Source organism: Aliiruegeria haliotis (assembly GCF_003003255.1).
Taxonomy (GTDB): domain Bacteria; phylum Pseudomonadota; class Alphaproteobacteria; order Rhodobacterales; family Rhodobacteraceae; genus Tropicimonas; species Tropicimonas haliotis.
Window position 1 is genome coordinate 700,916 of sequence record NZ_PVTD01000001.1, and the last position, 23,948, is coordinate 724,863.

Annotated in this window: 22 protein-coding genes; 6 read left to right on the top strand and 16 right to left on the bottom strand. The window is 63.9% G+C overall.

The annotated features are described in order from the left end of the window. Positions 1-385: 385 nt before the first annotated feature. On the top strand, positions 386-757 hold the full coding sequence (locus tag CLV78_RS03155; protein WP_106203290.1) for a DUF1428 domain-containing protein: 372 nt from the start codon (positions 386-388) through the stop codon (positions 755-757). A 22-nt stretch (positions 758-779) separates the two neighbouring features. Here CLV78_RS03155 and CLV78_RS03160 read toward each other — a convergent pair whose 3' ends face one another. The 4 genes from CLV78_RS03160 to CLV78_RS03175 form a co-directional block, all read right to left on the bottom strand. Beyond that, positions 780-1,784, bottom strand: coding sequence for a LacI family DNA-binding transcriptional regulator (locus CLV78_RS03160; RefSeq protein ID WP_106203291.1), 1,005 nt, complete (start codon positions 1,782-1,784; stop codon positions 780-782). A 394-nt stretch (positions 1,785-2,178) separates the two neighbouring features. Then, positions 2,179-3,489 carry a TRAP transporter large permease gene (locus tag CLV78_RS03165; RefSeq protein WP_106203292.1) on the bottom strand — a complete coding sequence of 437 codons (1,311 nt, stop codon included), beginning with the start codon at positions 3,487-3,489 and terminating at the stop codon, positions 2,179-2,181. Next, positions 3,486-3,986 (bottom strand): TRAP transporter small permease, encoded by a 501-nt coding sequence (locus CLV78_RS03170; RefSeq protein ID WP_106203293.1) that lies wholly within the window; start codon positions 3,984-3,986, stop codon positions 3,486-3,488. Before CLV78_RS03170 ends, CLV78_RS03165 begins: the two co-directional genes overlap by 4 nt. Before the next feature lie 75 nt (positions 3,987-4,061). Then, positions 4,062-5,054, bottom strand: a complete 993-nt coding sequence (locus CLV78_RS03175) for a TRAP transporter substrate-binding protein (protein WP_106203294.1) — start codon at positions 5,052-5,054, stop codon at positions 4,062-4,064. Positions 5,055-5,471: 417 nt separating this feature from the next. On the opposite strand from CLV78_RS03175, the gene CLV78_RS03180 reads away from it, so the two are divergent. Then, positions 5,472-6,713: an AGE family epimerase/isomerase gene (locus tag CLV78_RS03180; RefSeq protein ID WP_106203295.1), complete on the top strand. Its 1,242-nt coding sequence runs from the start codon at positions 5,472-5,474 to the stop codon at positions 6,711-6,713. Between the two features lie 158 nt (positions 6,714-6,871). On the opposite strand, the gene manD is transcribed toward CLV78_RS03180, so the two are convergent. The 7 genes from manD to CLV78_RS03215 all read right to left on the bottom strand — a co-directional run bounded on the left by manD (position 6,872) and on the right by CLV78_RS03215 (position 14,427). Further along, the gene (manD, locus tag CLV78_RS03185; protein ID WP_106203296.1) at positions 6,872-8,098 is read right to left on the bottom strand and encodes a D-mannonate dehydratase ManD; all 1,227 of its coding nucleotides are present in this window, start codon (positions 8,096-8,098) and stop codon (positions 6,872-6,874) included. Between the two features lie 67 nt (positions 8,099-8,165). Beyond that, positions 8,166-9,293 (bottom strand): Gfo/Idh/MocA family protein, encoded by a 1,128-nt coding sequence (locus CLV78_RS03190; RefSeq protein WP_245924815.1) that lies wholly within the window; start codon positions 9,291-9,293, stop codon positions 8,166-8,168. 103 nt (positions 9,294-9,396) lie between these two features. Continuing rightward, positions 9,397-10,950 (bottom strand): extracellular solute-binding protein, encoded by a 1,554-nt coding sequence (locus CLV78_RS03195; protein WP_106203297.1) that lies wholly within the window; start codon positions 10,948-10,950, stop codon positions 9,397-9,399. An 82-nt stretch (positions 10,951-11,032) separates the two neighbouring features. Next, entirely contained in the window at positions 11,033-11,800 is a 768-nt protein-coding gene (locus tag CLV78_RS03200) for a GntR family transcriptional regulator (protein ID WP_106203298.1), read from the bottom strand. Between the two features lie 394 nt (positions 11,801-12,194). After that, positions 12,195-13,382 (bottom strand): GAK system CofD-like protein, encoded by a 1,188-nt coding sequence (locus tag CLV78_RS03205; RefSeq protein ID WP_106203299.1) that lies wholly within the window; start codon positions 13,380-13,382, stop codon positions 12,195-12,197. A gap of 72 nt (positions 13,383-13,454) precedes the next feature. Then, the gene (locus CLV78_RS03210) at positions 13,455-13,790 is read right to left on the bottom strand and encodes a DMT family transporter (protein ID WP_106203300.1); all 336 of its coding nucleotides are present in this window, start codon (positions 13,788-13,790) and stop codon (positions 13,455-13,457) included. A 13-nt stretch (positions 13,791-13,803) separates the two neighbouring features. Further along, complete coding sequence (locus CLV78_RS03215; protein WP_106203301.1) at positions 13,804-14,427, bottom strand: YitT family protein; 624 nt, start codon at positions 14,425-14,427, stop codon at positions 13,804-13,806. A 517-nt stretch (positions 14,428-14,944) separates the two neighbouring features. Here CLV78_RS03215 and CLV78_RS03220 point away from each other — a divergent pair. After that, positions 14,945-15,718, top strand: coding sequence for a class II glutamine amidotransferase (locus CLV78_RS03220; protein ID WP_106203302.1), 774 nt, complete (start codon positions 14,945-14,947; stop codon positions 15,716-15,718). Positions 15,719-16,082: 364 nt separating this feature from the next. Here the strand turns inward: CLV78_RS03220 and CLV78_RS03225 are convergent, their stop codons facing one another. Both CLV78_RS03225 and CLV78_RS03230 read right to left on the bottom strand, forming a co-directional pair. After that, the gene (locus CLV78_RS03225) at positions 16,083-17,564 is read right to left on the bottom strand and encodes an endo alpha-1,4 polygalactosaminidase (protein ID WP_106203303.1); all 1,482 of its coding nucleotides are present in this window, start codon (positions 17,562-17,564) and stop codon (positions 16,083-16,085) included. Between the two features lie 236 nt (positions 17,565-17,800). Beyond that, complete coding sequence (locus tag CLV78_RS03230; protein ID WP_106203304.1) at positions 17,801-19,015, bottom strand: NADP-dependent isocitrate dehydrogenase; 1,215 nt, start codon at positions 19,013-19,015, stop codon at positions 17,801-17,803. Between the two features lie 244 nt (positions 19,016-19,259). On the opposite strand from CLV78_RS03230, the gene CLV78_RS03235 reads away from it, so the two are divergent. Continuing rightward, positions 19,260-20,321: an HlyD family secretion protein gene (locus tag CLV78_RS03235; protein WP_106203305.1), complete on the top strand. Its 1,062-nt coding sequence runs from the start codon at positions 19,260-19,262 to the stop codon at positions 20,319-20,321. Beyond that, positions 20,311-21,447: a DUF2955 domain-containing protein gene (locus CLV78_RS03240; RefSeq protein WP_106203306.1), complete on the top strand. Its 1,137-nt coding sequence runs from the start codon at positions 20,311-20,313 to the stop codon at positions 21,445-21,447. Before CLV78_RS03235 ends, CLV78_RS03240 begins: the two co-directional genes overlap by 11 nt. On the opposite strand, the gene CLV78_RS03245 is transcribed toward CLV78_RS03240, so the two are convergent. The 3 genes from CLV78_RS03245 to CLV78_RS03255 form a co-directional block, all read right to left on the bottom strand. Then, a complete protein-coding gene (locus CLV78_RS03245; protein ID WP_106203307.1) occupies positions 21,380-21,955 on the bottom strand; it encodes an HD domain-containing protein in 576 nt (191 codons plus the stop codon). The two genes, CLV78_RS03240 and CLV78_RS03245, sit on opposite strands and share 68 nt — an antisense overlap. A 434-nt stretch (positions 21,956-22,389) precedes the next feature. Beyond that, the gene (locus CLV78_RS03250; protein ID WP_106203308.1) at positions 22,390-22,623 is read right to left on the bottom strand and encodes a hypothetical protein; all 234 of its coding nucleotides are present in this window, start codon (positions 22,621-22,623) and stop codon (positions 22,390-22,392) included. Between the two features lie 10 nt (positions 22,624-22,633). Further along, positions 22,634-23,287: an alpha/beta hydrolase gene (locus CLV78_RS03255; RefSeq protein ID WP_106203309.1), complete on the bottom strand. Its 654-nt coding sequence runs from the start codon at positions 23,285-23,287 to the stop codon at positions 22,634-22,636. Between the two features lie 156 nt (positions 23,288-23,443). Here CLV78_RS03255 and iscR point away from each other — a divergent pair, with 156 nt between their 5' ends. Beyond that, the gene (iscR, locus tag CLV78_RS03260) at positions 23,444-23,908 is read left to right on the top strand and encodes a Fe-S cluster assembly transcriptional regulator IscR (protein ID WP_106203310.1); all 465 of its coding nucleotides are present in this window, start codon (positions 23,444-23,446) and stop codon (positions 23,906-23,908) included. The last annotated feature ends 40 nt before the right edge of the window (positions 23,909-23,948 follow it).

The following is a 23,948-nucleotide window of genomic DNA, read 5'->3' on the forward strand; positions in this document are numbered from 1 at the left end:
ACTCTCTGATAGTATCGCTTGTCCGGCGCAATGACGCGTGCCTCTTCGAGGTGATATCGAGCCCCGCTGTGCGTTCGGACAGGGCTGCGGAATGCTGATCGAGGGCGCGCCGGTGACCGACCAGAGCTTTGCCGTCCGGTCCACGACCCGCGGATTGCCCGCCCGGGTGGCGGTGCGACCGGGGCCGCGTGGGAACGTACGTGGCGTGGCGGCCGGGATGCGCAGGCCGCAGTGTCACGTCCATCTGCCGCTTGCGGTTGGGCAGAGGGTGCGAACGCCCCGGCCCGTGGCGCCACCGGGACCGCGAAGATGCCTCCTTCGGCCGAATGTGATAGCGTGGGGACATTCGCATCCTGCTTTTCAAATCAACGTCCGGAGTTGCCCAATGCCCTATGTCGACGGATTTCTCGCCGCCGTTCCCACCGCCAACCGGGAAGCCTACAAGACGCATGCCGCCAACGCCTGGCCGATCTTCAAGGATCTCGGCGCAATTGCCCTGTGGGAATGCTGGGGCGACGACGTGCCCGACGGGGAACTGACATCCTACCTCAAGGCCGTGCAGGCGAAGGAGGACGAAACCGTCGTGTTCTCCTGGACCGTCTGGCCGGACAAGGACACGCGGGATGCTGCCTGGTCAAAGATGATGTCCGACCCAGCGATCGGAGAGGCCATGGGAGATATGCCATTCGACGGCAAGCGTTTGATTTACGGCGGGTTTCAGCCGCTGATGGTCGCCGGAGAAATGCCGGCCGTGTAGGTCCGCACCGACGGCGACCTGGCTATACCGGCGGGCGCAGGGTGCTGCGCTCCACCACCGAGCAGGGAAAGAGGCGCGCTTCCGGATAGCGGTCCGGTTCTTCCAGCATGGCCCCGACCAACTCGATCGAAGAGCGGATGATCTGCCGGATTGGCTGGCGTATCGTTGTGAGGGCGATGTTTGCCCATCCTGCCATTTCCATGTCGTTCAACCCGATCAGGCCGACGTCCCCGGGCACCCTGCGGCCTGCATCCTTCAATGCGCTCAGCGCGCCGATGGAGAGCACGTCGTCGCCACAGAAATAGGCTTCGGCCGTCGATGCGCCGCTGGCCAGAAGGCGTTGCATCTCGGCGCGACCAGCCTCGAAGGAATAGGCGTCGGCGAAGGAATGGTGCATTGTCATGTCGGGCTGTGACGCGAGCTCGCTGGCGAATCCGGCAAGGCGGTCCTGGGTCGAGGTGGCGGTTTCGGGGCCACCGAGAAAACCGACATTGCGATAGCCCCGCGCCAACAACTCACGCGCCGCCATGCGACCGCATTCCACGTTGTCGATCCCCACGACGTGGACCCGCGGGGCGCTGGAATGGCGCCCGAAGCTGTGGACGACCGGAATGCCGGCATCGCGAAAGGCCTCGGCGAAGGTCGGGGGCAGGGTCGAGGACGCGACGACCACGCCATCCACGGAATACTGGCGCAGCATCCGAACGGAATTGCCGGGCTCTGTCTCGTCGGAGAGGTTCACCAGCAGCGGTCGCAGGCCCCGGTCCTGAAGGCCGCGGGTGAACAGGCCAAAGACCTCAAGGAAGATCGGGTTGTGGAAGTTGTTCGACACCAGGCCGATCAGCTTCGTGCGGCCGGTGGTCAGGCTGCTGGCCAGCGCGTTGGGGCTGTAGCCCAGCTCGGCGGCGGCTTTCTCGACCTTGCGGCGCATCTTGTCGGAGACCGAGGCGCCATCAGTGAAGGTGCGGGAGACGGCAGAGCGGGAAACCCCGGCCCGTTCGGCGACATCCTTTAGCGTGACCGGCATGGCCTGCTCTCCGATCTCCTGAGGTCGACGGCCGTTCGGCGGCGGTCATTGGGCCGGGAGAGTATTGAAGTCTGAGGGACTGATTGCAACCGATTTCAAGGAGCGGGAAACTTGTATCCCATGCATTGAGGTTGTCGGCGCCGCATCGCGCACGGGATCTGGCCCGGCGGGCGGCAAGGTCCCGGCTGCACCCGTGGTTGCAATCGTCGACGCCGTCTTCAGAGTGAGAAATCCCGAATTCGGGAACGTTGCGCCCCAGCAACCGGGATAGAAGCGGAAACCGCTCCGCTGCTCCGAACTGTGCCCAGTTCGGACGTCGTGCCACGATGCGCGCGCGGGACCACGATTGGCGCTTCGGCGGAGCGGCGCGGGGCAGCGACCCCGGGCCACCGATCTATTGCACCGATTGTGGCATCAAAGTCTGCGGCAGCCAGAGCGCGATTTCCGGGAAGGTGATGAGCAGCAGCAGGATCACCATCATCGGGAGCAGGATGATCGCCACATCCCGCAACACCTGCACCACGTTCAACTCGGCGATAGCCGCCGAGATCAACAGGCAAAGCCCGTAGGGCGGCGTCACAAGGCCGAAGGCCAGCGAGACGATGCCAATGATGGCGAAGGAGACCGGGTGGATCTCCGCCGCCGAGGCCACCGGGTAGAGCACGGTTCCCAGGATGATGATCGTCGGGATCGCGTCGATGAAGAGGCCGAAAAACAGGAACAGGGCGGCGATGATGAGGGCCGTGGTGAAGGGGCCGACATTGAGGCTGGTCAGCGCATCCACGATCAGGCGCGGCACATCGTAGAATGCCAGCAACCAGCCGAAAATAGATGCCGTGCCGATGGCAAAGAGCGAGATCGAGGCGAAACGGCCCGTGTCGTAGAGCACATGGGCGAAGTCCTTCACCGTGATCGTCCGGTAGACGAACATGCCCAGGATCAGCGAATACCCCGCCGCGATGATCGCGCTTTCGGTCGGTGTGACGATGCCGCCGACGATGCCGCCGATGACGAATACCGGTGTGAGCACGGCGAGACCGGCACCCTTGAAGGCCGCCCAGAACTCGCACAGGGTCGGCCGACCCGCGGTGGGATAATCATAGACCTTGGCATAGACGAAGACGGTGCCCATGAGCGCGACTGCGATCATGATGCCGGGGATGGCGCCGGCCAGGAACAGTGCTCCGACGGAGATCGACATGACCCCGCCCCAGACGATCATCAGGATCGACGGCGGGATGATCACGCCCATGACCGAGGAGCAGGCGGTAATCGCAACGGCGAAGCGGGCGTCGTAGCCCTGTCTGGTCATTGCCGGGATAAGGATTTTGCCGCAACCGGCGGCATCGGCGGTGGACGAACCGGAGATGCCGGCAAACAGCATCGAAACGGCAACGTTCACATGGCCGAGCCCACCGGGCATCCAGCCCGTCAGCACCCGCGCCAGCTCGATCAGCCTGTCGGTGATCTTGCCCGAGTTCATCAGGTTGGCGGCGAGGAGGAAGAACGGCACGGCCAGGAGTATGAAGGAATTATAGGACTGGAACATCCGGTCCATGATGAGGAAAGGTGTCAGGCGCAGATCCATCATAACGACGGGGATGGTGGCGATGCCAAGGGCAAAGGCCACGGGCACGCGCAGCATGACGAGCAGGATGAATCCGCCGACAAGAATGGCGCAGGCGATACCGGTCGAGACGATCATTGGGCGCTCCTGCGGTGCTGTCGGTAGATGGCGATTTCACAGGCAAGGTGGCGCAGGGAGAACAGCGCCCAGCCGACGCCGGCAACCGGCACCGTGACATAGGTCAGCGCCATGTTCATGCGCAGCATCACCGAATTCTGGATCGAACCGAACTGCGTGTAGCCGATGCCGTACCAGATGAAGAGAACCGCGAAGGCGGTCACGGCGAGATGGACGAAGCCCTGCTGCAACAGGCGCCCCCGCGGCGAGACGGCTTCGGGAAGAACGTGGACATCGAAGTGGGTGCGGTCCCAGACAGCGAGCATCGAGCCCAGCATCACGATCCATACAAAGATGAAAGTCGCGAGTTCCTCGGTCCAGAGATAGACCGGCAGCACACCTGTATATCGGGAAATGACCTGCATCCCGACCGGGATTGTCAGAAGGCCGACAAGCACGCCAATCGTGACCCGGAGAAACGTGATACAGAGCTCGAGCGCCCGTTCGATGAGTTTCATTGTTGGTCTTTTCGTGGGGGTGGTTGCCCCGGGCCGCCGTCCTGGCGCCCCGGGGACCGATGGTCCGACAGCGGATTACTTGGCCCGGACGGCGTCCAGCAGGTCCTGTGCGCCGAGTTCCGCAGCATAGGCATCCTGAACCGGCACAACCAGTTCGAGCAGCTTTTCGCGCCCTTCGAACTCGTGCACTTCGATGTTGCCGGCCTCTTTCATTTCGGCCAGCTTCTCGGCGTCCTGCGCGGCCTCGAATTCGCGGCCGAAGGCGCCGGCTTCCTTGCCTGCCTTCATGACGGCCTCCTGCAACTCGGGCGAGAGCTTGTCGAAGGACTTGCCGGAGAAGACGATCGGGCGGACGGTGATCGAGTGCTTGGTCAGCGTCACGTGCGGCGCAACTTCGTAGAACTTGTACTGCGCCAGGCTGGCGGATTCGTTTTCCAGCCCGTCAACGACGCCGGTCTGAATGGCGTTGTAGACCTCGGAATAGGCGATGGCCGACGGGGCGGCGGAGATCGCGTCAAAGACCTTGGCCTGGATCGGTGCGCCCATCACACGCATCTTGTGGCCTTCAAGTTCGGCCATGTTCGAGATCTTCTTGTTGGAGATCAGGTTGCGGGTGCCGCCACCGGCATATCCGACGATCACGAGATCGGCCTTTTCGCGAAGTTCCTCTTCGAGCGGGGCGAAGACGTCGCTGGACAGCACGGCGTTCCAGTGGTCGAGGTCACGGAAGGCGAAAGGCATGTCCATCAGTGGCAAGGCGTCGGCGAAACGCGCCAGGTTCGACGGTGCGATGATCGCGTAGTCGATGGCCACGCCCTGGGTGAGGAAGTTCACATAGTCTGGCTCGATGCCCAGCTCGCTGTTCAACCGCAGGTCGAACTCGATATCCTGCCCGGAATACTCGTTCACAAGCTCGCCGAACTTCATCAGCGTCTTGGTATAGGCGTGGTTCTCGTCGAACAGGCTGGCTCCACGAAGGGTCATGTCTGCGGCCGCGGCCGGAAGCGTCGCGGTGACGGAAACAGCAAGAGCGGCCACGACGGCGCGCGATTTGATAAATATTGACAAGGTGTCATCCTCCCATTTGGATGGTCGAGCGCAAAGGCCATGCTCCTCCGCAGGTGCGCTCAATGACTTGTACGCTCCACATTCCTTGCTTTTTCACAAGTGCTTAATCATCGGTAAGGGTGCGTCATATCGCATTAAAGCCACGCTCGACCCGAATTTCCTGCCTTTCAACAATGGATTGAACGCGGAGGCTTCGAGTGAGCCTATGACAAAAATTTACAATTTTTCGCTGGATTGCGCCCGAAACAGGTGTATCAGACCGGACACGACAGGTCCCGTAGGGGAAAGACGATCAGGATCCGGGGTGAGTCTTTCTGGATCCGGCGTCGGTGTCCCGGCGGTGCGGGTGGCTGATGGGTGGCGGCGGATCGACAGCCGGCAGGTGCAAGACGGATCAACCAGAGGAAGGCGGGACAGATGGCAAGCGAGGCGGAGGTCGGCAGGGTGGACGGTTGTGAATGTGCGGCACGGTTCGCGGACAGGTTTCTGCCGGCATGGCTGGAGGTCGCGCTGCCACCGGGCACGGACTCGGCTCCCGTGGTCGAGGAACTGCCCGACAAGGGCGACCCTGCCACGACACTGGCCCAGGCGCGGACGGCCTTCATGTTGGCGCATCTCGGGACGCTGACCGGCAACGCCCGTCTGACGGTGGCCGCGCGGCGGGTTGCCGGGTTCGTCACCCGATACTTGCAGGACGAGGACGGCGGGTGCCGATATGCGGTCAACCCGGACGGCTCCTGGATCGGTACAGACGAGGCAACGCTGAGGCGGACCTACGACCAGACGTTCGTTCTGCTGGCACTGGTCACACTTCGCCATGCCGATCCAACTGCCGTGTCACAAGAACAGGTCAATCAGTGCTGGTCTTTTGTCGAGACGGTGCTGACCGACCGGGCGAACGCGGCGCTGTGGGAGGATGACGCCATGGCGGCGCGAGGCCCGCAACCGGGGGATCTGCGTGCACAGAACCCGCATATGCACATGCTCGAAGCGGTCCTCCAATGTCTGGAGTTGACCGGCGATGCCGTCTGGGCCGACCGGGCAAGGGTGCTTGTCGCGGCCGGGGCGCGTTTTTTCGTGGACCCTGCAACCGGCGCGGTGCGCGAGTTCGTCGGGCATGACCTTTCTCCGATCGACACGCCGCCGGGGGACCGGCGCGAACCGGGACATCAATACGAATGGGCGTGGTTGCTCCTCCGCTATTCCGAATTGACCGGCGATTCATCGCCGCGAAGCCTGGTGGGCCCAATGACCGATTTCGCCGCGACCCATGGCTGGGTCGAGCAGGGGCCCATGGCCGGCGCGCTCCATGATGCGCTGCGGGCCGATGGACGGGTTCTGGAGGCCAGCCATCTGCTCTGGCCGCTCACGGAGGCCGGAAAGTACTTTGCCGCCATCGCCCGCACGACCGGCGACGAAGGTGCGGCGCAGAAGGTGCGGGACATCGCCGACCTGATCTTCGGCCGCTTTTTCGCACGCGACGGCAAGCCGGCATGGGTCAACCAGTTCGACAGCAACGGGAATGTGATCTGGGACGCCGGGCTCTCACGGTTGTTGTACCACGTGGCCATCTTCGTCTCCGAAGGTGCGGCCGCCGGGCTCTGGCCATTGACGGCACCGGATGATGGCTCCCGGGAGGGCGGCGCGCATACGCAATAGCCGGAGGCTGGCGCCCCGGTGCGGGGCGCGCGGTTCTTCCGGGAAGCAACGGCGGGTCGGCAACGAGACTCCGGCCCAATGCGTGCGTTTCGCGGTGTCGGGCGTGGCGTCGTGCGGGTGCCCCGACGCCCGCGCAGACCTGTGTCCGCCGCGGGCGGTCAGTAGTTCCAGAGCGTCCCGTCCTCCAGTCGCGCAACGGGCAGGCTGCCGGGTTCGTAACTGTAGCGCGCGGCCTCTGTCTCGTCGAAGTCGACCCCAAGGCCGGGCGCGTCGCTGACATGGAACAATCCCTGGTCCATCCGGTGTTCCGATGGGAACAGGGCATCGCATTCCGGCGTGCCCAGAACGAGGTATTCCTGGATCCCGAAATTGGGCGCCCAGGCGTTCAGATGCGCCTGCGCGGCCATGCACAGCGGCGAATGGCTGGGCGCGCCGTGGAACCCGGTGCGCACATTATGCAGCCCGGCAAGGTCGACGATGCGCCGCGCATGGGTGATGCCGCCGACATGGGTGACGGGCACGCGGATGAAATCGATCAGCTCGTTCTCGATCAGCTTGTTGCATTCCCAGATCGAGTTGAAGACCTCGCCGATGGCCAGCGGAACGGTGGAATGCTGGCGGATAAGCTTCAACGCGTCCTGATCGTCGGCCGGAGTCGGGTCTTCGAGCCAGTACAGGCGGACGGGCTCGACCTCCTTTGCGAACTCTGCGGCCTCGCGGGGCAGCAACCGGTGGTGGACGTCGTGCAGGATCTTCAGCTCCGGGCCGAAGCGGGCCCGGATCTCTGCCAGTGCGCCGGGCATGTAGCGCATGTAGCGTTCACTGTCCCAGATCTCTTCCTTTGGGCGTATACCGCTGAAATCGGTTATATAATTCCGGTTGTCACCCTTGCTGTCGGCGACGCCGTAGCTTGCCGACGGCATGCCGGGAATGCCGCATTGCACACGGACGGCCTTGTAGCCCTGTTCCACGTACCAGGCGACGGAATCCATCAGATCCTCAAGGTCCGCCCCGGTGGCGTGGGCATAGACAAGCGCCCCCTCTCGGCTCTTGCCTCCGAACAGCTGGTAGAGCGGCATGTTCGCGAGCTTGCCCTTGATGTCCCACAGCGCGACATCGATCGCGCCAAAGGCCGCCATCGCGATCGGACCCCGCCGGAAATAGGCACCACGGTAGAAGAACTGCCAGATGTCTTCGCTGTTGCGCGGGTCGCGCCCGATCAGGTTCGGAACCAGGTAGTCGCGCAGATAGGTGGCCGTCATGGTTTCGCGGCCGTTGATCGTCGCGTCGCCCAGGCCATAGACGCCCTGATCGGTCTCGATCTTCAAGGTGACGTAGTTCTTTCCCGGGCCGCCTACAAAGACCTTGGCATCGGTGATTTTCATCCGTCGGATCTCCTTTTCATTGGGCGTCCGGCCACCTCCTGCACCCGGTATCCCCGGGGGCTCTTTCTCAGGCGAGTCTGGACACGTCGGTCCAGTTGTCGTTCTTCCGGATCAGGTCGATGAGTTGCTGATACTGGCTGCCTTGGCGGAAGGTCGGGTAGGGCTCGACAGTCTCGCCCCGGATATCCCGGACGAACTCGCGCGCAAGATAGTGCCAGCATTTCTCCGTCTCGCCGTCAACCTGCGGGATGCTGTCGGCAATCTCCTGCGGAAGGGGCAGGGCGGTCCAACTGCGGTCCTTGCCATAATGGTACAACTGCCCGCTGCCATAGTGTCCCTTGATGTAGATCGCACCGTCGCGGCCATAGAAAACGATGTGGTCGTCGTCGAACCGTGGCACGAGGCCACCATGTTTGAACAGCACCGAGACGGGCTTGCCGGCAAGCGCGCTTTCGAGTTGCGCCATCACGGTGTAGGACCATTCGACATTGCTTTCGCCCCATTCGAGCGTGGGGTCGGTCAGGTCCTCGGGGATGAAGCTGCGCCGCGTGGCGAAGTTGTGGACGCCTTCGACGATGGGCGCCTTGCCGAGGTCATCGCGCACCTCTCCGATGATCGAGAGGATCCGGTCGCCGATGACGGAGGTCACGATCGACAGCGTGTGTGTGAAATTATTGTTCAGCCGCCCGCCGCCGTCTTCCTTGCGGTGTGACCAGCCGAAGGGAATGTCCCGCTCCAGATTGAAATGCGAGATGCACTCGACCTCGGTCGGCTCGCCGATGGCGCCGGCTGCCACCAGTTGCCGGGCATGCAGGACGCTTGGCGTGTAGCGAAAGCTCGCCGCGTAGGCGGTCTTGACGCCCTTCTTGTGCGCCAGCGCGGCCAGTTCGACCGCTGTCTCGCCACTGTCGGTCATCGGCTTGTCCACGAACACGTGGCAGCCGGCCTCAAGCGCCTGCCGGATGGGCGTGTAATGCGCACCGCCCGGGGTCGCGATGGAGACGATGTCTGGCTTACACGTGGCCAGTGCCTGCTGCCAGTCGGTTCCGGCATGGGGAATACCCATCTTCTCGGCGACTTCGGACACGACATGCGGTGTCCGGCCAACCATGCCGACGATCTCGGCCCCGGCGCCCCGGAATGCGTCTGCGTGGCCTTGTCCGGCGAAGCCGGTTCCGGAAATCAGGACTTTCAATGTGGTATCTCCCTCGGTGCCTCTCTGGGCGGTTGCGTGGGTCTCGGATGTGCGGGCCGATGCCCCCACCGCCCGACGGGGCAGGGGCATCGACATGGTTCGATCAGCCGCCGTACTGACGGGAATAGGCTTCGTTCATGACTGCGATGACCTTGTCATAGCCCATCTTGTTCAGGGTCGAGATGTAGTCGTCCCAGTCGGCCTCGATGTCGCCCGTGCCCAGAACCCATGCCTGCTGGCGTTCGAGCATGTACTGACGGATCGACGGCCAGTGCTTGTCATAGACGGCCTGCTCGTCCTTGTTGAACGCCACGCCGAGGAACTGGTCGACCAGCAAATCGTGGGTGTCGTACAGTTCGATGCCTTCGCGCGCGGCCTGCGCCGTCCACTGCCATTCGTAGCGGTAGTCCTGCCAGTAGCCTTTCTTGATCTGCGCGCCCACTTCCCAAAGCTGGCTATTGACCGGCCGGTCGCTGTTCAGCACCTCGGGTTTGAAGACCGGCTCGCCGTTGATCATGTCCCAGGTTTCGCCCTCGACACCGAAGTTGGACAGCAGGCGGCCTTCTTCGGTGAACCAGAAATCGAAGTACTTGATCGTCTCCACCGGGTGGTCATTGGCGGTGCTGATCGCCCAGCCATCGGGCTTGACGGGGATCCGGCGGTGTTCCTCCATCCGGACACCGCTGATTGATTCCGGCGGCAGGAAGGGCACGAAGTTGAACCCCTCGATGTCGTCCGAGAGCGCGGCGTTGTACCCGGAGGTGGAGGCGAACCAGTCATGGGTCAGTCCGCCCAGGTTCTCCGACAACAGGTACTCCCGCGCGGAGGTGCCGCGCGTGAAGACTTCCGGGTCGATCAGGCCTTCCGCATACCATTTCGCCACATTCTTCAGGCCGTTGCGGTAGCCTTCCTGTGCATAGGGATGCACGATCTTTCCGTCGGTCACGAGGAAGTCATGCGGCGTGTCAGAGCCGGAGGACCGGCCATCCCACAGTGTGACCAGGCGGATCAGTTCTTCCCAGTTGCGGGCAAAGAACGGCACCTCGTCCTTCTCGCCATTGCCATTGGGGTCCCGGTCGCGGAAGGCGACCAGCACGTCGTAAAGCTCGTCCACGTTCTGCGGCTGCTCCAGCCCCAGCTTGTCCAGCCAGTCCTGTCGGATGAAGTAGGCGCGACCGTATTTCCCATCCGGCAGGTAGGGGATGTAGTACATGTTGCCGTCATACGCGGAGATTGCGGCCCGCAACTCGGGGCGCTCGTCGAAGAAGGCCTTGATGTGGGGCGCGTGCGCCTCGATCAGGTCGTTGAGCGGCATGAAGGCGCCCTGCGGCCCGAACTCGTTCACCTGTTGCTTGAAGTTCTGCGCGCCGACGATGTCGGGCAGATCGCCACTGGCGAGCAGCAGGTTCATCGCTTCGCGGGTTTCGGTCGTGTTCTTGCCAGCCGTCCGGTCGATGAGGTGGATGTTGGTCAACTCCCGCGCCACCCGCTCCACGGGATAGGCCTCGTCGTAGCCACGCGCGCGGTCCCAATGCATGTGGATTGTCAGCTCGAGCGGCGCGTCGACGATCTTGTGGCTTTCCTCCGCCGTTGCCGGCGCCACGGCCGTCAGTGCCGATGTCGCCAGCGCAATGGCGGTCAGTCTCGAATATCGCATGGAATCCTCCCTGGGTATGTCTGCGATGGGTGTGGGAATGTCCCGCCCGACCGGTCGGGATGAAGCGGTGTTCGGGTCTCCGTCAGGGCGCCTCGGGCCCCTCGATGAAGCCGAGCAACCTGTCGTCGTCGAAAAGGTCCCGGATTTCCCGGTCGAGGTTGCCGATATGCTCGCGCAGTGCGGCCTCGGCGCGGTCGGGGTTGCCGGCGCGGATCGCCTCGACGATTGCGGAATGCTCGCGCAGGACGTCGCCCCCGCGCAGAATCCTGTAGAGCCGCTTGATGTGGCGAGCCCTGTTGACGTCGAACTGGCTGCGGCGTGCGGTTGCCCAGACATCCTCCAGACCCGGCGCGGCAAAGATCTGTCGGTGAAAGGCCTCGTCGAGGATGAAGAAGCGATCCAGGTCGCCCGCCGCGAGCGCCTGGGTTTGCCCGGACACGATGGTGTCGAACACGTGCAGGTCACGGTCGAGCGGTGGCAGCATCGCCGCTGCCCGGACCGCACCGAGTTCAAGTTGCAGGCGGATGAAGCAGGCCGTCCGGTGCCGTTTCATCGAGATCCTGGTGACATAGGTGCCGCTTTGCGGAACAATTTTTACAAGTCGGATCTCGTCGAGGCGGATCAGCGCCTCGCGGACCGGTGTCTTGCTGGCGTCGAGCGCGCTGGCGATCTCCTTTTCCGAAATCCGTTGCCCGGGCCGCAGAGCCACCGAGACGATCAGATCGCGCAGGATATCGAAAATCTGGAATGGAAGGTTCTTTTGGGGGTCCAGCGTGGTGTTCTGGAGGAGTTCGGTAACGGTCGTGGCCGTGGACAGCGGCCCGGGAAACTGTGCCAGGTTGTGTTGCATGTCGTCTCCCCTCGATCCCCGCAGCAGCGTCGGATTGCTTCCGGCAAAACTGATATATCGGATTCGGAAAAATTGATATATCAGTTAGACGGATGTGAAAAGACAAATTCTTCCAAATTTGAACTTTCTCCGAAAATCCACCCCAAGGCCGGGAAGTCATTGCGGTCCGCGAGGGGCAGGCGGAAGCATTCTGCCCCCCACGCTCTGCCGGAGGCGACGGAGATACGTGTCGGCCCCCCCCCGGATGGCTGACCGGATTGCCGTGGGTCGAACCGCCGGTGCGGCCACGCACCGATGCACCTGCCAGCCACGAGGCGGCCGCTGGCGGAAAAGGTGCGTCCACCCTGACGATGCGGGTCGGCGATCCTTCCGCGAAACATGGCCCGGCGGAGGGTCAGCTCAGCGACACCAGCGCATCGCACAGTCGTTCCGGGTCATAGACGTCCGCCGCGTCAGGCGCGCAGAGATCGACCGGAATGCAGGGGACTCCATGCCGTTCGGCAATCTCGACCGCGGCGCCGGCGTCGAGCGCGGCGGCATCGGTCAGGACCATGGTGATCAGGCGCTCGGCCGGGCAATCGTTGCCGGCATCGCGGCGCAAGGCCGAAAGAAGGGCGTCGACCTGGTCCGTCAGTCGCATGCCCGGGCATTCGGGGTCGTGGCCGAGGCTTGGCACATAGACCTTCGGCACCTCCCGCAGTGCCACCGCATTGCCCGCACCGGCGGGCAGAAGGTTGGCGATGACAGAGGTGTAGAGGCTTCCGGGCGGGTAGCAGATGAGGTCGGCCTGCTCGATCAGCTTTCGGTTGCGCTTGGGCAGCCGCACGTCGCCGGGCGGGAGTTCCCGCGTGCCGTCGCTGAGGAACAGGCGGGCAATTGGGCTGTCGATCGGCGGCTCTTCCTTGCCGGTCAGTTGTCGTTGCCCGATGACCCGGCGTCCGTCCGAAAGGTCGGCGCCGACATGAAGGTTTGCGTCCACCACAGCGCGAACCGTGCCCCGCACCTCGACCATTTTCGACATCAGGAACAACACCGGTTCCAGCGCATGATCGTTGAGCATGTAGCCGCCGGCGATGATCAGGTTGCCGATGCTGGCGTGGGCTAGGTCGAAATCGCCGGGCTTGTTGCGGGCAAAGGCGCGCAGGTTGCTCAGGATCAGGCCGCGCATCGGTTGCGCGATTGCGCGAATGTACGGATGGGCGCCCTGCAGCAGCGAGGCGAATTCCTCGGCCAGCTCCGCCGGCGGCACGTCGGCGGGAAGGCGGTGGTGGAAAAGGCGGTAGATATCGGGCTGCCCGAGCGTGGTTTCATCCGCCAACGCCATCAATCGGGATCGCAGGTCGCCAACCGCCGGCATGTCGAAGGCCTGCCGAAGCACCTGTGACGACCCGCCGGAATCAAAGGGCGTGATCAGGTGGGCGGAGTTGAACGTGTAGCTCTTGAGCGCGCGGGAGATCCCGTTCAGCGCTGACCCGCCGGAGAAGAACAGCAGGCGCGGGCCAAGGTTCGGCAAGCTGCGGCAGCGTTCGATCCGGAGCCGGTCGGGAATCTCGGCCGATCTGGTGATGGACGTGGCGACCATGGCGGCTCTCCGTGGCTGGGCAAAATGCCCTGGGTCAGTGATGCCACGGTTCGGGACGGAATTCCATCGGTTTCAATGGGTTGATGTGCTGGAGAACACCTGGATGATCACCACGCCGGCGATGATCAGCGCCAACCCAAGGACTGCGGGCAGGTCGAGCCGCTGTCCGAAGACCGCGACACCGAGCAGGGCAATCAGCACCGTCCCGAGCCCGGACCAGATGGCATAGGCGATGCCGACCGGGATCACGTTCAGCGCCAGCGACAGCAGGTAGAACGCAGCGCCATAGCCCAGGACTACCAGCGCCGAGGGCAGCGGACGGGTGAATTGCTGGCTGGCTTGAAGCGACGCTGTTCCGATCACTTCGGCGATGATCGCGCCGATCAGGGCGAGGATATGTGCGGGCATGAGCAGGCCTTGGTCAGGTGGCGACGTAGCGGTCGCGGCGGTGATTGAAGGCGATGACGATATTGAGCACGACGGCGCCGAGCAGGGAATAAGCAACGACGCTTGCCGGAAAGAGGAAGAACGCGGCCGTGAACAGGACGGCGTCGAAGATCAGCTGCACGTAGCCTGCGCGAAAACCGAACCTGTCCTGCAGGAACAGCGCCGTGACGCCGAGCCCGCCGAGGCTGCCCTTGTGACGGAACAGGATCAGCAGGCCGGTGCCGGTCAGCGCGCCGAAGACGACCATGCCGAGCCAGGGCGTGATCTCGGCCAGCGCGAGGTTGGCGGGCAGCCATTCGACCAGCAGGGACAGCGCCGTCACGCAGCACAGCGAGCGGAAGGTGAAACTTGCGCCCATGCGTGTCCAGGCCAGCCAGTAGAAGGGGAGGTTGATCACGAAGAAAACCGGGCCGAAGCTCCAGCCCGACAGGTAGGAGATGATCAGCGCCAACCCTGCGGTCTGCCCGGTCAGGAACCCCAGGTGGGTCAGGAAAACGAGCCCGAGCCCGCAAAAGAACACGCCCATCGAAAGGCCCTGAAGGTCCTCGATGCGGCTGTGGTTGATGTTGGCGGGGCTTTCGGTGTGCGACTCGGTCATGCCGCGCAGATTGCAGACCGCGTGCAGGAGGTCCAGCGTCCTGTTGCCCAGGCGGCTACGGTGGAGCGGATGGCATGGAGACGGTCATGCCCATCGGCGATGCGGATGACTCCGGCGGTTGCCGGCCAGGGCGGGCGCTCCTGCCGGGCAAAGCAGGTGGACTTGAGGCGCGCAAGTTACGTCCTCGCGGCAAGGGTGATGCGGGGGCGATGCCGGGTGGCGATGCCGATGATCCGCGCGGTAGCCGGGGCAGGGCGAGGCGGCCCTTGCCGGTGCAGGGCAGGTGGTTTTGGGCGCGCAGGTTATGACCTCACGGCAAGGGTGGTGCGAATGCCATGGCGGTTGCGATGCGGATGAAACACGCGGTTTCCGAGAAGGTCGCCGGTGCAGGCATGTGGGTTCCAGCAGCGCAGCGTGCGCCCACCCGGTTGCGGCCCCAGTGTCTCGCGCCGCCTGCGGCACTGGACTTCGCCCGAAAGTTCGGTAGAGGAGCCGGGCAGCAGGCAAGGAGCGGGAAATGTGTCGTTGGGCGGCCTATGTCGGGGAACCGATCTTTCTTGAGGATGTGGTGTCGCGTCCCGGCCATTCGCTGGTCGCGCAGAGCCTGGAGGCAGCGAAATGCCCGACAACGACGAATGGCGACGGCTTCGGGCTGGCCTGGTATGACGCGCGTCCCGAGCCGGGGCTCTACCGCGACATCTATCCCGCCTGGTCGGACCCGAACCTGCGGGCAATCTGTGAGCAGGTGCGCTCGGGGTTGTTCCTCGCGCATGTGCGGGCCTCCACCGGCACCGCGACCAGCCGCAACAATTGCCATCCCTTTGCCGTGGGCCGCTGGAGCTTCATGCACAATGGCCAGGCCGGTGGTTTCGAGGGGTTCCGCAAGCGGGCCGACATGCTGATCCCCGACGATCTGTATCCCTATCGCAAGGGCGCCACCGACAGCGAGGTCTTGTTCCTGCTGGCGCTGGCGGAGGGGCTGGATACGGAGCCGGTCTCGGCGATGGCGCGGGCCGTGGCGCGGGTCGAGGGGCTGTCGCGGGCCTATGGCGCCGCGCCGCACATGCGGTTCTCCGCCGCCTGGAGCGATGGCTCGTCGCTCTACGCGGTGCGTTTCTCGTCGGACGAGCAGGTGCCGTCGCTGTTCTACCGCAGGTCGGAGACAAGGGGCGGCTTCGCGGTGGTAAGCGAGCCGCTGGAACGCGATGAGGAGGGATGGAAAACGCCCGCGCCGGGGCAGGTTGTGCGGTTTGACCGGGACGGCTCGCTGGAGCTTCTGCCCTTCGTCTGAGGCGCGAGGGAACGGCGGCTGAGAACAACAAGGCCCGAAAACCGTCGGGCAGTTTCTTGACCGGAGGGTGTCGAACTGAACCGCCCCCAGTTTTCCGCGGGTCGCATCCTGATGTTGCCGCCCACGATGATCCTGGCGCCCTGTGCAAAGGTCGCCTCCAGCCCCAGAGACCTGCTACCGGGACGCACCGCTGGCGGCCCCTCGCGTCCCTTTTGGGTCGCGCCAACTCCCAAGGTCGAGCCGCCGTGTTGCGCCATTGGCTCAGGATGAGGTGCATCCGCTGGGGGATATGACTGATTTCGTGAGGTATCAAATGCACCGGAGTGGCGTCTGACAGTGCAGTCCTCTGCCGGGGAAATTCTAGTCAGACAAACACGTCCGTATCGAAATCCGCTCGGCTGACACCATGCAGCAGAACGCCGTTGTCATTGCCAAGGACGACGTACAAACCGTCGCGGGTGCCAAGCAGCTCCGGCTCGGTATTGCGCCCGATATCGAGGGTGTCTACCGCAGGATTGAATCCGAAAATCTCGTCCTCGCCGGACCGGCCGGTCAGGACAAAGCGATCCGGTCCAGGGCCGCCGCGCATCGAATCGCCGCCACGGCCGCCAATCACCACGTCGGCCCCGGGGCCGCCCCTGATCTCGTCCGGCCCGCGCCCGCCGCGGAGCCTGTCATCGCCCCGGCCACCGTCGAGTGCGTCGGCCTTGCCCTGCCCAAGCAGCGTGTCGGCGCCGCGCCCCCCGAAGATCGTGTCCAGCCCCCCACCGCCCATCAGCAGGTCCGCGCCCTTGCGGCCGTGGATCGTGTCATCGCCACGCAGGCCGACCACTTTGTCCCAGTCGTTGGTCCCACGCAGCGTGTCATCCCGCGGGGTCCCCGTGATCTCGCTGTAGGGCGGGGGCGGGGGCGTGACCGGCGTTGCCGTGGCCGGGGTCTTGAGAACCGGCAGGTAGCCCACATCGATGGACTTCGGCTGTTCGGTGATCTCTGTCAGGTCCCGCGTCGCGGCCACGTAAAGCGGCAGATCGGCCATGCCGAGCGCCTTGGCCTCCTCCCTCAGGCGGGACGCGGCTCCAGCGACGTCCCGGTCCGGCACGTATTCGACAACAAAACCCGCCTTGCCGGAGGCCTCTGCCTGTTTCAGCAGGCGGAGGTGGTAGTCGTACTCGTCCTCCGCGACCGGCGCGAAATCCTGCGCCCGACCGTATTCATAGTAGAACCGCAGATCCTCCTTCGCGACGCCGTCGATCGCGTCGAGATAGGTCGCGTCCTCGATCAGTTCCAACCCGTTCTGTCCGATGATCACGAAATCCCGCCCCGGCGCGACCTTGGCGAGATATGCATCCATCTGCGCATCGAGCCGGGCGACGAATTCCGCCATCTCGCCGCGGTAGTCGATACCGGAGTTCGGCGCCTTGTCCTCCCAGTATTCATAGGCGGAAATGATATCGAGATAGAGCCCGTCGAAGCCGCCATCGACGATACGGCGGCCATAGTCGAAGACGATCTCCTGCCAATCGGCCTGCCAGTAGCGGACCTTCACGTTGTCGATCCATTCTGGATTGGCATCGTCCACCCAGGCTGGCGGGGTGTCGTCCCAGCTGTCCTGCCAGTAGTAGCGGTACGTCTCCGCCTCGCCGATAGAGAGATAGCTGACGATCTTCTTGCTGTCGCCTCCGCGCATCCGGTTGAGATCGGTGAGGGTGTACGGCGTTTCGCCCGCCGCGTAGGAGGCCCACTCGCTCACCACGAGATCCGCGTTGGTTGTGCCGATTTTCCTGGCGCGGGCAGTATCAATATCGCCGAGGTGGTAGAGCCAGGTTTGTGCGTTGTCCAAGGTCATTCTTGCGTCCGATCAGGCCAGTAGCCGGACGGTAGCACCGGAACCTGCGTTCCCCTAGGGAAGTTTTCAGGGCATTGACCTGCGATCGGACGGTGCCGGTCCGTGGACGACCGGCCCTGCGCTTGCCGGACGCCCCGCTGCGCATGACATGGAAGACCCCAGGACGGGCGCGCGTGATGTCCGCCCCGGGGGTGTTGTTTCGCGGGCGACGCGCGCCCGGCAATACTGGTGGCCGCTCAGCCGGCCAGCGCGCGGTTCAGGTTCTCGTCGATCTTCTCCAGGAAGCCGGTTGTCGTCTGCCAGCCCTGATCCGGTCCGACGAGCAAGGCGAGATCCTTGGTCATCTCGCCACTTTCGATGGTCTCGATCACCACCTTCTCAAGCGTCGTGGCAAAGGACATCAGTGCGATGTTCTCGTCGAGCTTGGCGCGGTGCTTCAGGCCGCCGGTCCATGCGAAGATGGACGCCGTGGAGTTGGTGGAAGTTTGCTGCCCGGCCTGATGCTGGCGGTAGTGGCGAGTGACGGTGCCGTGCGCGGCCTCGGCCTCCACGATCTTGCCATCCGGCGTCATCAGCTGCGATGCCATCAAACCCAGCGAGCCGAACCCTTGCGCCACCGTGTCGGACTGCACGTCGCCATCGTAGTTCTTGCAGGCCCAGACAAAGCCACCGTTCCACTTCATGGCGCAGGCGACCATGTCGTCGATCAGGCGATGCTCGTACCAGATCTTCGCATCTTCGAACTTCTGCGCGAACTCGGCATCGAACACTTCCTGGAACAGTTCGAGAAAACGACCGTCGTATTGCTTGAGGATGGTGTTCTTGGTCGACAGGTACACCGGCCAGCCCATGTGCAGACCATAGTTGAACGAGGCGCGGGCGAAATCGCGGATCGACTCGTCAAGGTTGTACATGCCCATGAAAACGCCGGAGTTGGGGGCCTTGTAGACTTCCTCCTCGATCACGGTGCCGTCGTCGCCGACGAATTTCATGCTCAGCGTGCCCGCGCCGGGGAACTTCATGTCCGTGGCGCGGTACTGGTCGCCGAAAGCGTGGCGGCCGATGACGATGGGCTTGGTCCAGCCCGGCACGAGGCGCGGCACGTTGCGGCAGATGATCGGCTGGCGGAACACGACGCCGCCGAGGATGTTGCGGATCGTGCCATTGGGCGAGCGCCACATCTTCATGAGGCCGAACTCCTCGACGCGGGCTTCGTCGGGCGTGATCGTGGCGCATTTCACCGCGACGCCGACCTCTTTGGTCTTCTCCGCCGCGTCAATGGTGATCTGGTCTTCGGTCCGGTCCCGTTCCTCGATGCCGAGGTCGTAGTACAGCAGGTCGAGGTCCAGATAGGGCAGGATGAGTTTCTGCTTGATGAAATCCCACATGATGCGGGTCATTTCATCGCCGTCCATCTCGACGATGGGATTGTCCACCTTGATCTTGGTCATGGGTGCCTCTCCGGGAATGAAGTGAATTTGTCTTGCGCGCCTCATAGCGCAAAGAACAGGCTCCGTACAGACTGTATGCGAATGTATACCGAAATTTCGACCCTACCGGCGCCAACATTCGGGCAGGGGGCGGGTGTCCGCGGCTGGACAGGCGGAGCGTGTTGAAATCGGGTCGTGATTTCACTGCCGGGCTGTGGTTATCTCGTGGACGTCGGTCGGACAATCAGGTCCCGGGGGAGAGCAGATGAAGACCACCTTTCGCATTCTTGGGCTCGTGTCCGTGTTGCTGTTGGTCTGGTACCTGCTGGCCGATCGGCTGACGCCGTTTACCAACAACGCGCGCGTGAAGGCCTATGTCACGCAGATTGTCCCCCAGGTTTCCGGCGTAGTGACGGAGATCAATGCAAGCAACGGGCAGCGGGTGGAAGCGGGAGAGGTGCTGGCGCGGATCGACCGCCGGCCCTACGAGATCGCCCTGAACAAGGCGAAGGCGGAGTTGCAGGAGGCCGTGCAGCAGATCGGTGCCGGTTCCGCAGAGGTCGAGGCGGCGCTGGCAAAGGTCAGCCGCGCCAAGGCCGACTTGGAGAACACCCGGCTCCAGACCGCCCGCACCTTCGAGATGGAGCGGAAAGGGCTCGTGGCCGCTGCCCGAGGAGACGATGCGAGGGCCAAACTTGCAGAGGCGGAGAGCACCCTTGCCGGTGCGGAAGCCGATCTGGAGCGTGCGCGCGAGCAACTGGGCCCGCAGGGGGAGGAGAACCCCGCGGTGCAGAAGGCCTTGGCAGCCCTCGCCGAAGCGGAGTTGAACCTGGAGTGGACGCAGATCAAGGCGCCCGCCATGGGCGGAGTCACCAACCTCGGTATTGCGGCGGGGGCCTATGCGGCAGCCGGGCAACCGATGATGACCTTTCTCGATTCCCAAGATGTCTGGATCGAGGCCTACATGACAGAAAACAACCTGGGCAACGTGCGTCCGGGCGATCGGGTGGAGGTGGTGCTCGACGTGCATCCCGGGCGGATTCTCGAAGGCAGGGTGGAGAGTTTCTCCGCTGCGGCCTCGATCGGCAGCGACAGTGCGGACGGGCTGGCTGCCGCGCCCCGCACCTCCGGCTGGATGCGTGATCCGCAGCGGTTCCCCTTGCGGATCATCTTGCCGGGGTATGAGCGCGGCACTGCGGATGACGATGTGCTCTACCAGGTAAACGGACAGGCGGATGTCATTGTCTACACGGGAGAAAACACGATCCTGAACACCATCGGAAGCTGGTATATCCGTCTGATGTCCTTCCTGTCCTATGCCTACTGACGTCGAGCCGACGGACGTGGTGTCGGATGCCGGCACCGGTCAGGCCCCCCCGGTGGATCGCCACCGGGGCATGCGGCTTGCGGTGGGCGTGGCGTCGGTCTTCGTGTTGGCAATGCTGTTCCAGTGGCCGTTCGGCTTTCTGGCAGCGGTTTTTGCGGGGCTGTTCCTACAAGCGCCAACGCCGCCCTCGGCGCGAGCCGGCATTACTCTCGTGATCGTGGCCCTTGTGCTGCTGACGGCCGGTTTCGTCGTGTTCACCGTCTTGCTGCCCTATCCGGTGATCTTCCTGATCGCGGTTGCGGCAATGGTCGTCTGGGGATTCTCCCTCTCCGTTGCGGGCAAGTCTCCGCTGTTGGTGGTGCTGGCGCTGATGGAGGCACTGATGATGCCCTACCTCACGACAGTGTCGATGGATGTGGCGCTGGCAATGGTGTTCTGGTTCCCGATCAACATGGCGCTGGCCCTGCTGACGGCGTGGTCTGCCTTTGCGGTGTTTCCTCCCGTAAAGCGGGCTGTGGTGGCGGCGGAACTGGCTGCGGCCGCGGGCCCCGTCTTCGACCCCGACCGGCGGTTGCTGCGCATGACGCTGGTTACCCTGCCGTTTGCGCTAGTTTTTTTTCTTGTTGATGCGGGTGCTGTGCTCACGCTGCTCTTCGTCGCAATCCTGTCGCAGCAACTGGCGGCAAGCACGGCAACCGGAACACGTGTTGCGAAGGGGATGTTGTTTGCCAACCTGGTCGGCGGGATCGTTGCCATCCTTGCCTACGAGGTGATCGTGATCGCCACCGCCTGGCCGGTCCTGATCGCAATCACGTTTCTGGTTTGCGTCGGTTTCGGTCGCTGGTTTGAAAGCGGGAGGGCGGATGCAGGGCTGGCGGGCAGCGCCCTGTCGACGGCAATCATTCTGCTCGGTGGGGCGATGGCGCCGTTCAGCGAAGATGCCGACGTCAAGATGGTGGATCGGCTGGTGCAGGTGGGCGCTGCGCTGATCTGGGTGCTGACGGCGTTCGTCGTGGTGGACCGGTTCCTGCCGGAACGCGAGAAACCGGCCGACTTGCCTAGCTGGAAAAGAAAGCGGCGACGCGGGCGCGGACGTGGGTCCACACGGCCGGAGCTCCCCGTTTGACCTTGGTGCCGACGCGCGTGTCGATCTGGTCCAGGGTCACGTCGTAGTCGGTCCAGCTTCCGCCGCCGCTGGCAAGGTTCAACAACAACGGCTGGACCCGGTCGATGGATTTGGCGAAGACCGCGTCCGGGCTCTCGGCGGCTTCGAACTCGTCCCAGATGGCGCGGAACTCGGTTGCCTGGTCGTCAGGCAGCAGTCCGAAGAGTCGCGTGGCGGCGGCCTGTTCCCTGGCCTCCTGCGCGGCGACGTCATAGCTGGCGTGGATCGGGGCGTCGCCGGCATCGATCTCGACGATGTCATGCAGCAGCAGCATCTTGATGACCCGGGCGATGTCGACCTCCGGACCAGCCTGATCTGCCAGGACCAGCGCATACATGGCGATGTGCCAGGAATGCTCGGCGGAGTTTTCCTTGCGGGAGTTGTCGCCGATCGGCGTGGCGCGGAGGACCCCCTTGAGGCGGTCGATTTCCTGAAGGAAGGCGAATTGGGCGGAGAGGCGTTCAGTCATGTCGCCCGTCTAGGGGGCGCCGTGACGCGTGGCAAGGCCGCATCCCAACCCGCGTCGTGCCCCCTTGGCGTTCTGACTGGGTGCTGGCTGGCCGGGAGCCCGTTTTCCCCTGAGCATTAAAGGACGTACTTCAGCGGCCATACGGTGTTGCGGAGCTTTGGGCGATGAACGTCTATCGGATAGTCGGCAGAAATGCGGGATGGCCTCACAGATCAGTCTCGCGGGGGACCCGCCCTCGACTGGCCGTTCCTGTGCGAAAGGGTTCTGGTGGGCAGGGGACAATCGGTTCGACCCACATGTTCCATGTACTGAGCCGGTGCCGGGGGGCGCCAAAAGGCATGGCCTCGGTGCGCGCCTGCGCGGGTCTTCGTTCGCAGTGAATGTCGCAAGCGGCAGCGGGCTGCCCGGGCGCAAAGGCCGGACAACAGCGACGGCTAGGCCTTGCCGGATGCCTCCTTCGCCTTGTCGACCTTCGCTTCGAGGAACCTGCGCGCGCGGCGCTCGGAGAGGCGAATGCGGATGGAGGTGAGGTAGGCCTCCTCCATCGTGGTCGAGGTGGCGCCAAGCTGTTTGGCCACCTCGTTCAGGATGTCATCATTGCCGAGGTCCTCGGCTGCGTCGATCGCATCCGCTGCCAGTTTGTCGGCGAGGTCCTCGAGAATGCCCATCAGTTGCGCCTCAGCGGCTGGTTTCGGTCAGCCGGCGGCGCACGTAGGTCTCCACGTGATCGAGCATCGGCTGCATGTGAGGCTCTTCGAAGAAGTGGCCCGCGCCTTCCATCTCCTCGTGGGTGACGGTGATGCCCTTCTGTTCGTGCAACTTGCCGACAAGCGTCTGGGTGTCCTTCGGAGGGGCCACGCGGTCCGCGGCACCGTTGATGATCAGCCCGGAAGAGGGGCATGGCGCAAGAAAGGAGAAGTCGTACATGTTTGCGGGCGGCGAAACCGAGATGAAGCCCGTGATCTCAGGGCGGCGCATGAGCAACTGCATGCCGATCCACGCCCCGAAGGAGAAACCGGCGACCCAGCAATGCTTGGCGTTCTGGTTCATCGATTGCAGGTAGTCGAGCGCCGATGCGGCATCGGACAATTCGCCCACCCCCTGGTCGTATTCGCCCTGGCTGCGTCCGACGCCACGGAAATTGAACCGCAGGACGGTGAAGCCCATTTTGTGGAACGTATAGTGAAGGTTGTAGACCACCTTGTTGTTCATCGTGCCGCCGAATTGCGGATGCGGGTGCAGGATGATCGCGATGGGGGCGTCCTTCTCCTTCTGGGGATGGTACCGGCCTTCGAGCCGTCCTTCGGGTCCGGGGAAGATCACCTCGGGCATGCAGCCTCTTTCTTCTCTCTGGTCCGACCGCTGCCAATTGACGATTTGGGTCGGATATTCTAGAACAGTTCTAACTTGTGCGGCGGCGGGAAAATCCGCAGCGTGAGGCAGTTAAGCCCACCTGCCGGTGGCGTCAACCTTTCGGGGGACCGGAGCATGAAACTGAGCACCAAGGGCCGCTACGCGATGGTGGCGCTGACGGATCTCGCGCTGGCGCAGGAGGGAGAGCTTGTGACGCTTTCCGAGATCAGCGAGCGGCAGGACATTTCACTTCCCTACCTTGAGCAGCTTTTCGTCAAGCTGCGGCGTGCGGGGCTGGTCGATTCCGTGCGGGGGCCGGGGGGTGGCTACCGGCTGGCGCGACCGGCGGAGAGCATTCGTGTGTCCGAAGTGCTGGAAGCGGTGGACGAGACCGTGAATGCACTGCATATGGGGGCCGGCGCGAAGGGCGGGGTCTCCGGCAGTCGCGCGCAATCGCTGAACAACCGGCTGTGGGAAGGGCTGTCGGCCCATGTCTACGTGTTTCTGCACCAGTCGCGGCTGTCGGATATCGTGGCCAATGACCTTGCGCCCTGTCCCGCCGTCCCGACATTGTTCCAGGTGGTCGACGAAGACGCCTGAGGATTTGCGCCGCCTTTGGCGTCGCGGTGGGGCGCGGACC

Bases quoted from the DNA above. Each gene is read 5' to 3' on its own strand.
- CLV78_RS03155 (WP_106203290.1), top strand. From the start codon at position 386: ATGCCCTATGTCGACGGATTTCTCGCCGCCGTTCCCACCGCCAACCGG.
- CLV78_RS03160 (WP_106203291.1), bottom strand. From the start codon at position 1,784: ATGCCGGTCACGCTAAAGGATGTCGCCGAACGGGCCGGGGTTTCCCGC.
- CLV78_RS03165 (WP_106203292.1), bottom strand. From the start codon at position 3,489: ATGATCGTCTCGACCGGTATCGCCTGCGCCATTCTTGTCGGCGGATTC.
- CLV78_RS03170 (WP_106203293.1), bottom strand. From the start codon at position 3,986: ATGAAACTCATCGAACGGGCGCTCGAGCTCTGTATCACGTTTCTCCGG.
- CLV78_RS03180 (WP_106203295.1), top strand. From the start codon at position 5,472: ATGGCAAGCGAGGCGGAGGTCGGCAGGGTGGACGGTTGTGAATGTGCG.
- manD (WP_106203296.1), bottom strand. From the start codon at position 8,098: ATGAAAATCACCGATGCCAAGGTCTTTGTAGGCGGCCCGGGAAAGAAC.
- CLV78_RS03195 (WP_106203297.1), bottom strand. From the start codon at position 10,950: ATGCGATATTCGAGACTGACCGCCATTGCGCTGGCGACATCGGCACTG.
- CLV78_RS03200 (WP_106203298.1), bottom strand. From the start codon at position 11,800: ATGCAACACAACCTGGCACAGTTTCCCGGGCCGCTGTCCACGGCCACG.
- CLV78_RS03205 (WP_106203299.1), bottom strand. From the start codon at position 13,382: ATGGTCGCCACGTCCATCACCAGATCGGCCGAGATTCCCGACCGGCTC.
- CLV78_RS03210 (WP_106203300.1), bottom strand. From the start codon at position 13,790: ATGCCCGCACATATCCTCGCCCTGATCGGCGCGATCATCGCCGAAGTG.
- CLV78_RS03215 (WP_106203301.1), bottom strand. From the start codon at position 14,427: ATGACCGAGTCGCACACCGAAAGCCCCGCCAACATCAACCACAGCCGC.
- CLV78_RS03220 (WP_106203302.1), top strand. From the start codon at position 14,945: ATGTGTCGTTGGGCGGCCTATGTCGGGGAACCGATCTTTCTTGAGGAT.
- CLV78_RS03225 (WP_106203303.1), bottom strand. From the start codon at position 17,564: ATGACCTTGGACAACGCACAAACCTGGCTCTACCACCTCGGCGATATT.
- CLV78_RS03230 (WP_106203304.1), bottom strand. From the start codon at position 19,015: ATGACCAAGATCAAGGTGGACAATCCCATCGTCGAGATGGACGGCGAT.
- CLV78_RS03235 (WP_106203305.1), top strand. From the start codon at position 19,260: ATGAAGACCACCTTTCGCATTCTTGGGCTCGTGTCCGTGTTGCTGTTG.
- CLV78_RS03240 (WP_106203306.1), top strand. From the start codon at position 20,311: ATGCCTACTGACGTCGAGCCGACGGACGTGGTGTCGGATGCCGGCACC.
- CLV78_RS03245 (WP_106203307.1), bottom strand. From the start codon at position 21,955: ATGACTGAACGCCTCTCCGCCCAATTCGCCTTCCTTCAGGAAATCGAC.
- CLV78_RS03250 (WP_106203308.1), bottom strand. From the start codon at position 22,623: ATGGGCATTCTCGAGGACCTCGCCGACAAACTGGCAGCGGATGCGATC.
- CLV78_RS03255 (WP_106203309.1), bottom strand. From the start codon at position 23,287: ATGCCCGAGGTGATCTTCCCCGGACCCGAAGGACGGCTCGAAGGCCGG.
- iscR (WP_106203310.1), top strand. From the start codon at position 23,444: ATGAAACTGAGCACCAAGGGCCGCTACGCGATGGTGGCGCTGACGGAT.